11 protein-coding genes are annotated in these 13,101 nt (G+C 70.8%); 5 read left to right on the top strand and 6 right to left on the bottom strand.

Annotation, left to right across the window (positions count from 1 at the left end; genetic code table 11):
• Entirely contained in the window at window positions 1-594 is a 594-nt protein-coding gene (gene vdcB, locus OG956_RS01255; protein ID WP_330336034.1) for a non-oxidative vanillic acid decarboxylases subunit B, read from the bottom strand.
• Window positions 595-765: 171 nt separating this feature from the next.
• Here vdcB and OG956_RS01250 point away from each other — a divergent pair, with 171 nt between their 5' ends.
• The 4 genes from OG956_RS01250 (at window position 766) to OG956_RS01235 (ending at window position 4,503) form a co-directional block, all read left to right on the top strand.
• Window positions 766-1,572, top strand: coding sequence for a helix-turn-helix transcriptional regulator (locus tag OG956_RS01250; RefSeq protein WP_330336033.1), 807 nt, complete (start codon window positions 766-768; stop codon window positions 1,570-1,572).
• Window positions 1,573-1,786: 214 nt separating this feature from the next.
• Window positions 1,787-2,689 (top strand): NADP-dependent oxidoreductase, encoded by a 903-nt coding sequence (locus tag OG956_RS01245; protein ID WP_330336032.1) that lies wholly within the window; start codon window positions 1,787-1,789, stop codon window positions 2,687-2,689.
• A 396-nt stretch (window positions 2,690-3,085) separates the two neighbouring features.
• Window positions 3,086-4,006, top strand: coding sequence for an NADP-dependent oxidoreductase (locus OG956_RS01240; protein ID WP_330336031.1), 921 nt, complete (start codon window positions 3,086-3,088; stop codon window positions 4,004-4,006).
• A gap of 14 nt (window positions 4,007-4,020) precedes the next feature.
• A complete protein-coding gene (locus OG956_RS01235) occupies window positions 4,021-4,503 on the top strand; it encodes a cupin domain-containing protein (protein WP_330336030.1) in 483 nt (160 codons plus the stop codon).
• Between the two features lie 53 nt (window positions 4,504-4,556).
• Here the strand turns inward: OG956_RS01235 and OG956_RS01230 are convergent, their stop codons facing one another.
• The 3 genes from OG956_RS01230 to OG956_RS01220 all read right to left on the bottom strand — a co-directional run bounded on the left by OG956_RS01230 (window position 4,557) and on the right by OG956_RS01220 (window position 10,359).
• On the bottom strand, window positions 4,557-5,120 hold the full coding sequence (locus tag OG956_RS01230) for a DUF488 domain-containing protein (protein ID WP_330336029.1): 564 nt from the start codon (window positions 5,118-5,120) through the stop codon (window positions 4,557-4,559).
• Window positions 5,121-5,167: 47 nt separating this feature from the next.
• On the bottom strand, window positions 5,168-6,085 hold the full coding sequence (locus OG956_RS01225; RefSeq protein ID WP_330336028.1) for an NAD-dependent protein deacetylase: 918 nt from the start codon (window positions 6,083-6,085) through the stop codon (window positions 5,168-5,170).
• Between the two features lie 203 nt (window positions 6,086-6,288).
• Entirely contained in the window at window positions 6,289-10,359 is a 4,071-nt protein-coding gene (locus OG956_RS01220; RefSeq protein ID WP_330336027.1) for a beta-galactosidase, read from the bottom strand.
• Window positions 10,360-10,721: 362 nt separating this feature from the next.
• Between OG956_RS01220 and OG956_RS01215 the strand changes: the two genes are divergently transcribed.
• Window positions 10,722-11,264 carry a GNAT family N-acetyltransferase gene (locus OG956_RS01215; protein ID WP_330342698.1) on the top strand — a complete coding sequence of 181 codons (543 nt, stop codon included), beginning with the start codon at window positions 10,722-10,724 and terminating at the stop codon, window positions 11,262-11,264.
• 110 nt (window positions 11,265-11,374) lie between these two features.
• On the opposite strand, the gene OG956_RS01210 is transcribed toward OG956_RS01215, so the two are convergent.
• Both OG956_RS01210 and OG956_RS01205 read right to left on the bottom strand, forming a co-directional pair.
• Window positions 11,375-12,361 (bottom strand): GlxA family transcriptional regulator, encoded by a 987-nt coding sequence (locus OG956_RS01210; protein WP_330336026.1) that lies wholly within the window; start codon window positions 12,359-12,361, stop codon window positions 11,375-11,377.
• Window positions 12,349-12,996, bottom strand: coding sequence for an HD domain-containing protein (locus OG956_RS01205; RefSeq protein WP_330336025.1), 648 nt, complete (start codon window positions 12,994-12,996; stop codon window positions 12,349-12,351). Before OG956_RS01205 ends, OG956_RS01210 begins: the two co-directional genes overlap by 13 nt.
• Window positions 12,997-13,101: the final 105 nt, after the last annotated feature.

Genomic DNA, 13,101 nt, shown 5'->3' with positions numbered 1-13,101 from the left:
TCAGGCGGCGTCGCGGGAAGCGGTGCGGGCCGCGCGCATTCCGGCCCAGCGCGTGGCGGCCGGCGCGGGCAGCTCGAACTGGTCGAGGATGCGGGCCACCACGTGGTCGACGATGTCGTCGACGGTGCGCGGGTGGTTGTAGAAGGCGGGCATGGGAGGCACCAACTGAACGCCCATGCGGGCGAGTTCGAGCATGTTCTGCAGGTGGATCTCGCTCAGCGGGGTCTCTCGCGGGACGAGGACGAGCCTGCGCCGCTCCTTCAGTACGACATCGGCGGCGCGCGCGACCAAGCCCTCCGCGTAGCCGGTCCTGATCCCGGCGAGGGTCTTCATCGAACACGGCACGATCACCATGCCGTCCGTGCGGAAGGAGCCGGAGGAGATGGTGGCGCCCTGGTCGTCGGGGTGGTGCGTGACGTCCGCGAGCGCGGACACCTCCGCCACGGACAGACCGGTCTCCAGCTCGATCGTCGTGCGCGCCCACCGGGACAGGACGAGATGCGTCTCCACGTCCGGCAGCTCCCGCAGACTCTCCAGGAGCCGGACACCGAACGGCGCGCCCGTCGCCCCGGTCATTCCCACGACCAACCGCACAGGACCACTCCTCACCCGTTGCTGACCTGTGCTTTCACGCTAAGCGGCAGTCCGGCCGCGACGGCGGTACGCTCGGGACCAGCGATGGGGAAAAACGGACACGATCGGCACCCTGACGTCAGGGACCTGGCTTACACCCCTACCGTCGGCGCATCGGCCGGGGTGGAGGTGATGGAGCTGGCCGACCTGTACGAGCGGGCACGCCGCCACGGCAACGACCCGTACGCGCCGCTGCGCCCGTCCTTCCACCAGCTGATCGGCGCCCGTGGCCGGCCGCTGCTGATGGCGGTGGACTTCGCCGAGTACGCGTTGCGGCCGGGGTCGTGGCTGTGGATCCGGCCGGGGCAGGTGCAGCGGTTCGGTCCGGATCTGAGGGCGGCGGACGGGGTGATCGTGCTGTTCGAGGCGGGGTTCCTGCCGCCCGCGACCGTGGCGGCGGCGCACATGGATCCGCCGTACGAGCAGCGTCCGCTCACGCCCGAGGGCCCGGACGCGGAAGGCGTGCGCCGCGCCCTCGACCATCTGAGGTACGAGTACGAGCAGCCGGCCTCGCTGCCGTTGCAGACGCACGCCGAGGTGCTGCGCGCCCTGGTGTCCGTCCTCGTGATGCGTCTGGCGCAGGCCCGGGGTCCGGCACCACGGCCCGCAGCCCCGTCCGAGGTCTTCCGCCGCTTCCACGCGGCCGTGGAGCGAGACCACGCGGTCACCCGCCGCGTCGAGGACTACGCGGCCGCACTCGGCTACAGTCCGCGCACACTGACCCGGGCCGCGTCCTCCGCCACGGGCCGCACGGCCAAGCAGTACATCGACGACCGGGTGCTGCTGGAGGCCAAGCGGCTGCTGCGGCACAGCGGCCTGACCGCGAAAGAGGTCGCGGAACGGCTCGGCTTCGTCGACGCCAGCGACTTCACCAAGTTCTTCCGACTGCGGACGGGCGTGACGCCGGGGGCGTTCCGGAGCGGCACGGACATCAGGTGACGGAGCGTCAGGTGAAGTGGTGTCAGCAGGGTGTGTGTCCGGAACTCGCCTGGTCCTGTCCGCACGCACGGGAGCCGGCGGCGCTGGGTGGGGGATGACGTAGAGTGGAGGCATCGGAGTAAAAACGTGCTCTGCCGAGCGGACAGCAAGGCAAGGAGCACGCGCACACGCGGTATCGGACGATCCGCCACTCCTTCCGCGGAAGGAGTGCGTCATGAGGGCAGCACAGTTCAGCCGGTTCGGCGGCCCCGAGGTTCTGGAGATCGTCGACCTCCCTGATCCCCATCCCGGCGCCGGAGAGATACGGATCAGGGTGCGGGCCGCGGGCATCAACGCCAGCGACTGGAAAAAGCGTCAGGGCCTGATGGACCGGGAACTGCCGCAGACGCTGGGCCACGAGGCTGCGGGCATCGTCGACGAGATCGGCGAAGGCGTCTCGGGTGTCACGGTCGGCGACCGGGTCTTCGGAGCCTCACCCTACGGAGCCGCCCAAGCGGAGTTGGCCGTGCTGTCCTCCTGGGCCCCGATCCCGGACTCGCTCGACTACGCGAGGTCCGCGGCGATCCCCGCGGCAGCCGAGACCGCAGCGCGCTCCCTCGACCAGCTCGGCGTCACAGCGGGCAGCACCCTGCTCATCAACGGGGCATCCGGCAGTGTCGGGAGTGCCGCGGTCCAACTCGCCGTGGCACGCGGCGTGCGCGTCATCGGCACGGGCAGTCCAGGCACGCACGATGCCCTCCGCGCGCTCGGGGCCGAGCCGGTGGCGTACGGCGACGGTATGCCGGAACGCGTGCGGGCCATCATGCCGTCGGGTGTCGATTTCGCACTGGACGTCGCCGGCAGCGGCGTCCTTCCCGACCTCGTGGAGCTCGCGGGCTCGCCCGAACCCGTGATCACGGTCGCCGACTTCCATGGCGCGCAGCAGACGGGCGTCCGCTTCAGCCGCGGCGACACGGGCCGCGCCACCTACGCCCTGGCTCAGGTCGCTCACATGGCTGAACGGGGCCGCTTCTCCATCCAGGTCGGCCGGACCTTCCCCCTGACGGAGGTGGCCCACGCGCACCGCGTCGGCGAATCCGGGACCGTGCGCGGCAAACTCGTGCTGCTCGTGGACTGACCGGTCATCGAAGTCGACCGGCCGACGCGGATCCGTCCGGTCGGGCGCACTGAAGCGCGTCGGCGTCAGCCTCGGGCCGACCGCGGCAGGCGCGGTCCACGCGGACGGCACGCGGCACCGTCTTCGTGTCCCTGACCGTAGTGGCCCTCGCGAGTCGGCCCGGGCACCGGCGGGCGCGGAGGTCGCCGCGCGCGGCCGGCCGGTGCCGCCGTCACGAGCTGTCACAGGCGGACGGCCCACCCCGTCTCGGGAAAGGCAACGCGAAACGGGGACGAAGGAACACATCGGAGGAGGTGAGATCGAGCGTGCTGCACGGCATACATCCCCCTGCACCCGGTGCGAGCCCTGCCCGCGCGCGGGTGTGTGCTCGGATCCCCCTCCGCCGTAAGGACCTCTATGCAAGCCATTACTGTGCGAGACCGCGACGCCGGTCTCGCCGGGATGTCGCTGACGGACATGCCCTACCCCCATGCGGCCGAGAACGACGTCATCGTGCGGGTGTACGCCGCCGGCTTCACGCGCGGCGAGCTGGACTGGCCCGCCACGTGGACCGATCGTGCCGGCCGGGACCGGACGCCGAGCGTGCCCGGGCACGAGCTGTCCGGTGTGGTGGCGGAGCTGGGGTACGGCACCACCGGCCTGAGCGTCGGACAGCGGGTGTTCGGCCTGGCCGACTGGACCCGTAACGGGACGCTCGCCGAGTACACCGCGGTGGAGGCCCGCAACCTGGCCCCGCTGCCGGCGGACATCGACCACGCCGTGGCCGCCGCGCTGCCGATCTCGGGGCTGACCGCCTGGCAGGGCCTGTTCGACCACGGCCGCCTCACCACGGGCCAGACCGTCCTCATCCATGGCGCCGCGGGCGGCGTCGGCTCGATCGCGGTTCAGCTCGCGCGCGAGGCCGGCGCCCGGGTCATCGGCACCGGGCGGGCCTGCGACCGGGACCGGGCACGCGCACTGGGCGTCGACACCTTCATCGACCTGGACAGCGAGAAGCTGGAGGACGCCGGCGAGGCCGACGTCGTGCTCGACGTGATCGGCGGTGACATCCTCGACCGCTCGGCCGCCCTGGTCCGCCCGGGCGGCACGCTGGTCTCCACCGTCATGCCGTCCAAGGCCCGGCCCAAGGACGGGCGGGCCGTCTTCTTCGTCGTCGAACCCGACCGCGCCCGGCTCACCGATCTCGCCGCGCGGTTGAGGGACGGCCGGCTCAAGGCGTTCGTCGGCGCTGTGCGCCCGCTCGCCGAAGCACCCGCCGCGTTCGCTCCCGGGACGCGCACCCCGGGCAGGACGATCATCCGCGTCACGGAAGACTGAACAGGGGACCGATCATGATCAGAATGCGGATCGCCGGCGGCGTGCTGGCCGTCACCACGATGGCCGCGGCCACGGCCTGCTCGGCCGCCGACCGGCCCGCCCCCGCCAAGGGGACGACCGCAGCCGTGGCATCGCCCGCGGCCATGGCATCGACACGCCCCACCGAAACCCTCGTGCCGGTGCTCCGGCAGGCCCTTCCGAATGTGAAGGGCAAGACGTTCACCTCGGCGATCGTCGACTTCCCGCCCGACGCACGCGCGAAGCCGCACCGGCACGGCCAGGCATTCGTCTACGCCTACGTCCTCCAGGGCACCGTGCGCAGCCAGCTCGCCGGCAAGCCCGTGACCACCTACCACCAGGGCGAGAACTGGGTCGAGCCGCCGGGCGCCCACCACGTCCTCACCGAGAACACCAGCCGGACCGAACGGGCCAAGCTCCTGGTCGTCTTCGTCTCCGACACCGGAGCAAAACTCAAGGTCGACGACCCGAAGTCGTAGCCCCGGGCACGCAGCGGGCGGTGACGGAACCGGCCCAGGCGGCGAGGACCGTGTCACGGACGTCGTGGACGAAGCTCATCCGGAGGCTGCGAGGGCTCGGGCGGGTAGGTCAGGTGCCCGTGCCGGACCCGCGCGTGCTGGTCCAGCACCGCGGGCTTCGCGGTCGTGGGCGACATGATGTGCACGACCTCCACCCCCGCGGTGATCAACGCATCGGTGATCAGCCTGCGATGGCAGCGCCAGGGAACCGCCTCGCTGCACATGATCGCCGGCCGCTCCCGCTCGGCCAGCTCGAGCAGCTCGCCAAGGCCCTCCGCGAACTCCTCACCGGCCATGTAGTCGGCGTAGTCACGGAAGGCTTTGACCCGCCATGCGCCGTTCTCGCTCGGCACGCCCTTGGGAGTGTGCCGCCGGCCGCCGAGCTTCGGAATCCAGCGGTATGCGATGCCGGGAGGCAGCGCGTCGATGATCGCAGCTTGGTTCCACTGCGGGAACTTCCGCGACGACGGGAAGGAACGGACGTCGACCAGGCAGGTGACCTCGTTGTTCCGCAGCATCTCCAGCATCTCGCCGAAGTCGCGCGTCGAGTGCCCCACGGTGCAGACACGGTTCGCCATCCTGCCGCCTCGCCCAGGTCAGTCCTTGATCTCGGCCGTTCCACGGTTCATGTTCGGCGTCCGGTGTGCCCGGCCGCTCGGCCGTCGACAGGGATGCCCAGCCGGGCGGCCACGGTCGTCAGCGCCGTACCCAGGGGGAGCGCGACCCGAGTGAGGGCATGCCGGTCTCCCCGGGTCGGGTCCCGGTTGACGATCACCACCGGCTTGTCGGCCTGCGCCGCCTGGCGGACGAACCGGAGCCCGGACATCACCGTCAGCGAGGAACCCAGGACCAGCAGCGACGCCGCCTCGCGGACGAGCCTGCGGCAGTGCTCGACCCGCTGAGGCGGAACGGCCTCGCCGAAGAAGACCACGTCCGGTTTGAGGATGCCGCCGCAGACCGTGCAGGGCACCACACGGAAGTCCCCGACCTGTTCGTCGGTGAGGTCGGCGTCGCCGTCCGGGTTCATCCCGGCGGCCACCGGCTGGAAGCCCGCATTGGCCTCCTCCAGCCGCCGGGCGAGTTCACGGCGGGGACTGACGTCGCCGCAGGAGAGGCACACGACCCGGGCCAGGCTTCCGTGGAGCTCGACGACACCCTCACTGCCGGCGGCCTGGTGCAGGCCGTCGACGTTCTGGGTGATCAGACCCGAGAGCAGACCGTGCCTCCCGAACGCGGCCACCGCCCGGTGCCCGGCATTGGGGCGGGCCCGGCCGAAGGTGCGCCAGCCCAGGTGGCTGCGCGCCCAGTACCGGCGTCGGGCCTGGGCGCTTGCGGTGAACTCCTGGTACGTCATCGGGGTGTGCCGCCCCAGGCTCCCGCCCTCGCCCCGGTAGTCGGGGATGCCCGACTCCGTGGAGATGCCCGCCCCACTGAGGACCAGGACACCGCCGGTGCTCAGCAGACCGGCGACCGGCTCCAGGTCCGTGGTGCCCGGCGGCAGGTCCTCCGTAGGGGTCCAGCTCAGGGTGGGGCGCATGCGCATGCGCCCAGGGTACGGAACAGCCGGAATCCAGTCGTCGTACGGCCGGCGGATCAGGCACCGCGCCGGGCTGACCCTCCGGCCCGAGAGGACGCGGACCGTTGCGGCACCGGCGGAAGGGGAGGGGCGAGCCGGCGAGAGGCCGGGCCCGTACCCGATCCCCGCTCCCCGTACCCGACCGGCCTATGGAACTCCCCTTTCCGGATCTAGCTGCACGTCAGCGTCGGCTTCGCCCAGTCGCCGTGGTCGTTGCCGTTGCCGTCATCGGCGTCACCGACCCTGAGGTCGACGACCTGGGCGCCGCTGACGTCGACGTCGATCGGCACCGCGGCCTGCTTGCCGCGGAGCGTCGGTGTGGTCACCAAGGTCCTGCCGTCGGCGATCACGGAGAAGGCCACGGTTCCGGCACCACCTGTCTCGTCGTCGACGCCGACGTCCGCCGTCAACCGCGAGCACTGTCCGCCGAGGTACAACTCGACGTCGCTGACGGAGTTGGTGCCGAGACCCTTGGCGTACCCGACGCCGGCGATGCTGATCGGACGGCCGTCCCCGGCGGCCTGCTCGCCGACGCTGGTGTCGCGCTCGACCGGACCCCACCCGTTGGTGGACGACAGGAACGGCAGGTCGCTCACCGCGCTCTTCCCGGCGGGCGGAGCCGGCGGGATCCCGCCGACGATGCGCTCGTCACCCCCGGCGGACTGCTGCCCGCTCTGCCGGTAGTGCACCGTGGCGGTGAGCGCGGAGGCGGACGGCAGCGTCCCGGCCGGCGGCTGGACCGTCCAGGTGATGGTGGCCGACTCGCCCCGTTGCAGCCGCCTGAGCGACGTGGGGCTCGTGGCCCGCGCGCTCCAGCCGTCGGGCGTGGAGAGCGAGGCCGTCAGCCCGGAGGCCGACGGCCGGTCCTTCGGCACCCTGACCGTCGCCTCGGCCGTGAAGGACCGTCCCGACTGCGCGGTGTTCGGCACGCCCAGGGTGACATCCACTCCGGGGCGCTTCGGCATGGCGTACTTCCGGTGGTCGTAGCGGGGGCTGTCGTTCTGCGCGACGCGCAGGGACGAGGCGTAGCTGCCGTAGTCGACGAGCGAGACCTTGCCGAGCCCGCCGGTGCTGCCGTCCAGGTTCCACACGGCGACGGCGATGCTGTTCCGGCCGTTCGGATGCAGGATGCCGTCCGGGACCGGGAAGGTGTGCTGCGGGCCGAGGTAGTTGACGTAGTTGCCGACCTGCCATCCGTTCACGAAGACCGTGGCACGGTACTTGCGTGACGGGTCGTCGGTGAACGTCAGCCCGAGCGAGGTGTCCTGGCCGTGCGGCAGGTCCAGGGCGACGTCGGTGCGGTACCAGGAGACCCCGGGGCGGGTGTCGGTCGTCGGCAGCGACACCCGGTTCCAGGTGTCGTCCGGGTAGCCCGGCAGGGACCAGCCGGCTCGCTCGCCGTACAGTCCGCCGGTCGAGAGCGGGCCGCGCACCGGGTCCTGCAGGTCCTCACCGCCCCGTACGCCCTGCACCCGCCAGGTGACGCCGGTCAGCGGTGCCCCCAGGAGGGAGGCACTGGTCAGGCCGCGCGCGGTCTTGTTCCCGTTGGTCGAGTTGTAGTCCTCCTCGTGCCCCATGTTCACGGTGAGCACGGAGATGACGTTGTCCCCCTCGGAGTTCACCGAACCGGCCGGGAAGGCGAAGTCGGCGCTGCCTGTGGTGGAGCTGCCCAGGAACGTGCCGTTGAGCCAGGCGGAGAACGCCTGGGCCTTGCCACCGGAGTCCGAGACCAGATGGACGCCGTTCTCCTTGCCGGTGGCGCGGAAGCGGCCGCGGTACCACGTGTTGCCGGTGTGGAACCCGTAGTCGTCCGCGTAGAGGACCGGCAGCGAGTTGACGCCGGAGACGCTGTTGGTGGTCGTCTTGTCGGCCACCTGCCAGCCGGAGTCGTCGAATCCGGGGGCCGCTTCCGGGGATTCCTCGGCGTGCTTCCAGCCCGTCAGCGTGGGCAGGTGGACCGGCGCGGCCACCGGGATCGTCCCGGTGAGGCTCCCCGTGCCGGTGGCCCGGGTGTCCACGGCCTTGCCGTTCCAGGTGACGTGGTCGGCCGAGGTGAACACCTCGATGTTCTTGTCGTCGGCGTTGTCGCCGGTGAGCGCCACGGTGCGGCCGCCGTCCGCGCTGGTCGCCGTCCGCAGCAGGTGGGTGCCGCGCACGAGCACCGGGCCGGCCGCCGTGTCCTGCCGCCAGAAGGTCTCAGCCGTCGCCTTGTCGCCGGCGAGCAGCAGCAGCGGGCGCGCTCCGCCGCCGGTGATGCCGATGCGGATCAGGCCCTTGTGCGTGTAGTTCAGCCGCAGGTCACCGGTGGCCGCGTCCCACGTGGTCGTGACCGTGCTGCCGCTGCTGGTCACCGTGGGCTTGGAGGAGTAGCGCAGCACGGTCTCGCCGTCGCTGTCCGAGTCGCCGTAGAGCACCGCGACGTCACGGTTGCCGATGGCCGCGTGGGTCATGATCTCCGACGTCGAGTACCGCAACTGCGAGTCCCCGAGCCGGTAGTTCGCCACGAGCACGTGCGAGTCGCGCCCGTCGAGCGTGATCGCGGTACCGGGCTGCTGCGGCACGACCGGGTAGGTCGGGGTCGCCGTCGCGGCGGTCGGCACGTCGATGGCGTCGATGGACACGTAGTCGTCCGTGGACCCCGAGCCGTGCTTGCCGTCGACGACGATCTTCAGCGTGTGCGCGCCGGGCGTCAGGCCGGTCTTCTGGAAGATCACCGCCTGGCTCTCGCCGCCGGAGTCGTCGACCGTCGCCACCTTCGTGCCGTCGAGGTAGACGTCGGCGTAGCCGTGGTTGTCGGTCTTCGAGCCGATCCAGCGGATCGCGGTGCCGTCGAAGGGTACGGTGACCGAGTCGCCGGCCTTGTTGGAGAACGACTCGGTGTGCTTGTAGTCGCCGCCGGTGTAGCTCTGGTCGGCCACGTGCGACCACGAACCGGTGTACTGCAGCGCGGAGTCGGGGTCGTCCCAGGTGTAGGTGGTGTCCGCGGACGGCCGGGCGTTGAAGTCGAGCGAGATGTGGGTCTTGTCGACCGCCGTGGACGTGGAGTTCCCGTGCCGCAGGACGTGGAACTGCGTCCCGGTGCCGGGGTTCATCCGCGCGGTGTCGACGACCGAGGAGTCGTCCGGCGGTACGGCCCTGATCGCCTCGGTCTTGGTCAGCGGGGCGACGGACTGCGTGAAGTACCCGATCAGCTTGTCCTCGTAGTACTTCGGGTCGAGCTGGCGGTTCTCGCGGATCGCCGCTCCGTAGTCGTACGACGTGTAGTTCTCCGGCATGCCCAGCCAGCCCCAGTTGGTGCCGCCGTAGGTCATGTAGAAGCTCTGCGCGGTGGCGCCGACGGCTATGTTCTGCTTGTAGAAGACGTTGGCGAACCTGTCGTTGATGAGCTGGGCGCACTTGTCGTAGCCGGGTCCGCCCCACGGGTCGAAGGCACCGCCCTGGAACTCCGGCGAGTACAGCGGCTTGCCGGCCGGGTGGTCGTAGCTGATGTCCGGGACGCCGTTCCACTTGGAGGGGTTCGAGCAGTTGAAGCCCTGCGGGTAGGAGTCCGGGCCGTCCACGTCCAGGGCGCCGGTACCGGAGTTGAAGGTGCCGTTGTTGTTGCCGGTCAGCGGCACCGTGATGCCGTCGGCGCGGGCCTTGTCCTCCAGGTGCTTCATGTAGGAGCGGCCCGCGGCCGAGCCGTTGTAGTACTCGTTCTCGACCTGGTAGGCGATGACCGGCCCGGTGCCGTTGGTCAGCTGGTGGCGGGCGATGATCCGGTCGATCTGTGTCAGCCACTCGTCCGCGTACTTCAGGAACTGCGGGTCGTCACTGCGGTTGTGTCCGGCTTTGGTGGTCATCCAGCCGGGCAGGCCGCCGCTGTCGACCTCCGCGTTGATGTACGGGGCCGGGCGCGCGATGACGTACAGCCCGGCCTCCTGGGCCATGTCGAGCAGCCGGTCGACGTCACGCACCCCGCTGAAGTCGTACACACCCGGCTTCGGCGAGTGGTATCCCCAGTCGAAGTACAGCGAGGTGGCGTTGAACCCGGCGGCCTTCATCTTCTGGAAGATGTCGCGCCACAGGTCCGGACTGGGGAGCCGGAAGTAGTGGAACTCGCCGGACCACAGGTAGGTGCGCTTGCCGTCGACGAGGAACGAGTAGCCGTCGAGGGTCACCGTGTGCGCCTGCGGACCGGCGGCCGGCGCGGCGGCGGATGCCCGCCCGCCGGCGTCCTGTGCCACAGCGGGCGCGGTCACGCCCGCGACCAGGGCGATCGTCGCGGCTGCCGCGAGCAGTGCCCTCCGTCGGTGACGGCGACCGGGTCTTTCCACCTCTGGGCCGATCCGATGACTCCGCACTGCGGCCTCCATAGGGAAACTGAGCAATCAGCACCAAACAGACTCAGGCAAAGTCGAACAGTAAAGGGACACAAGGCCCAACACAATGGGGCGGGGCGAAGCAGTCGAGACGGCTGAGGCCGGCTCGCGGGCCGTCACGCCGGGCGGCGTTGACGACACGTCAGAGTGCGTCGCCGAAAGGGAAAGTCAAGTCCGAGGGCGTGTACCGGACGTGGCTGGTGAGGATGGCGGAGCGCCTCTTGCTGATCCAGAATGATCGGATGGTCACGCTGGAGACTCCCCGTTTGATCCTGCGCCGCTGGCGCGAGGAAGACATTGCGCCCATGGCCGCCGTCCATGCCGACCCCGAGGTCATGCGATGGATCCGCGACGGCAGCGTCCTTGACGAACAGCAGACCCGCAGCAAAGTCCGGGCATGGGAGAGCGAGTGGGAGGCACAGGGCTTCGGCCTCTTCGCCGTGGAGATCCGGTCCACAGGCGAGCTGGCCGGGTTCACCGGCCTGTCGGTGCCCGGCTTCCTGCCGGAACTGCTGCCGGCGGTCGAGGTCGGCTGGCGGCTGGGACGTTCCCACTGGGGGCAGGGCCTGGCCACCGAGGCCGCTGCCGCCGCTGTGAGGTTCGGATTCGAGGAGCGAGGGCTGGAGCGGATCGTCAGTATCGTTCAAGTGGGCAACGACGCCTCCGAACGGATCGCGGACAAACTGGGGATGCGCCCGGTCCGTGAGACCGTCAATCCCACCTGCGGTCGGCGAGTACGCGTGTTCGAGTTGTCGTCGGACCAGTACCGCACAACCACTCGTTGACGGCGGCGGCGAGGACGGCAGCCCGCACAGCGGACCGCGCCGGCGTGCCGGGAAGGCGCTCGGCTCAGGGCACCCGGAGCCTGCGGTGCCTGCTCTGTTCGGCGAACGGGTCAGGCGCCGGCGCCGGTGGTGCGGAAGCGGGCCCGGTACACGGTGGGAGACACACCCAGGGAGTTCTGGAACACGCGTCGCATGGTCTCCGAGGATCCGAAACCGGCCTGCTGCGCGATCTCCTCCACCGAGGCGGTGCCCGAGGACAGCAGGGCCTTGGCGGCCTCCAGGCGGACGGCGTCGACGTACTGCCCGGGCGTCATGCCCGTTTCCCGGCGGAACAGGCGGGTCAGGTGCCGGGTGCTGACGCCCGCGGACGCGGCGAGTGCGTCGATGCCGGAGGGGACCGACGGGTCCGCGGTGACCTCGTCCATCACCCGGCGCAGCAGCGGATGCCGGCTCGGCGGAGTCATGCGGACGCTGAACTGCGACTGACCGCCCGGCCGTGCCATGAAGACCACCAGTTGGCGTGCCACGTCGCGGGCGACGTCGGCGCCGTGGTCCTCCTCGACCAGGGCGAGCGCCATGTCGATGCCCGCGGTGACGCCCGCCGAGGTGACGAGGTGCCCGTCGCGCACGAAGACCAGGTCGGGTTCCACCCGCACCCCCGGGTAGGCGGACGCCAGCTGAGGTGCCAGTTCCCAGTGGGTGGTGGCGCGCCGGCCGTCCAGGAGCCCGGTGTGCGCGAGTACGAAAGCACCCGCGCAGACCGAGGTCACCCTGCGCGTGCGAGCGGCGAGTGCGGCCACGAGCGGGACGAGGCCGGGGTCGGCCGTCGCGTGCCGCCAGTCCCTGCGGCCGGGAACGACCAGCGTGTGCGGGTTCCCGGGAAGCTGCTCGGAGGAGGCGTCGACGCTGACCCGCAACCCGCAGGACGTGACCACGTCGCGGCCGTCGGGGGAGACGACCCGTACGTCGTATCCGGCGCCGCAGCGGTTGGCGGTCGTGAAGACCTCGAGCGGCCCGGCGACGTCCAGCAGCTGCACCTGGTCGAAGGCCACGATCACGACGACGTCGCCGGAGGCCGGGCCGGCTACTCCGCCCACGGGGAGTCCAGGATGGTGCGGACGAAGTCCCCGCGCTGGAAACCGGGCACGTAGTGCTCGAGCACGTCGGCCTTGACGTTGCCGAAGGTGGTCTCCGGCCTGGACCGGATGCCGTCGGTGAAGGCGGCGAGGATGCGCCGCTTGAAGCCGGGACGGGGGTGCAGGGCGACGACGTCCTGCCGGTCCGCGTCGGAGATGTCCGCGTACCCGATACCGAGGACGTCGTACTCGACGCCTGCCGTGATGAGCGCGACTTCCGGTTCCATGAACGCGGGAATGCCGGGGGTGGTGTGCAGCGCGATGGCCGTCCACACCCGCCGCACGCTGTCCTCGGGCACGCCGTACGACTGCAGGAAACGACGGGCCTCGTCGGCGCTGTCGACCTCGAAGCGGCGTCCACCGGAGCGGAACTGCTCGTTCAGGCCGAGGTCGTGGAACAGGGCGGCGATGTACAGCAGTTCCGGGTCGAAGCTGAGGCCCCGGTTGCGCCCCTGGAGGCTGCCGAAGAAGTACACCCGGCGAGAGTGGTGGAAGATGAGCTCGCTGGTGGTGTCCCGGACCAGTTCGGTCGCCTCGCTAGCGAGCTTGGTGTCGGGTACGGGGATGCCGGCCGCAAGGGTCGTGTCCGTGGTCATGGCCTGCCACCTCTTCCCGTCGGGGTGCGCTGCGGGGATCTGCGGCGCAGCACCATGCTCTTCGGGTGGAGTCGTCGCCCGCCATGTCTGTCCGGCCACGTATCC

The organism is Streptomyces sp. NBC_00557 (assembly GCF_036345995.1).
In the GTDB taxonomy this organism is placed as follows: Bacteria; Actinomycetota; Actinomycetes; order Streptomycetales; family Streptomycetaceae; genus Streptomyces.
Note: the sequence above shows the minus strand (reverse complement) of the source record. Positions and strands in the feature narration are given on the sequence as shown.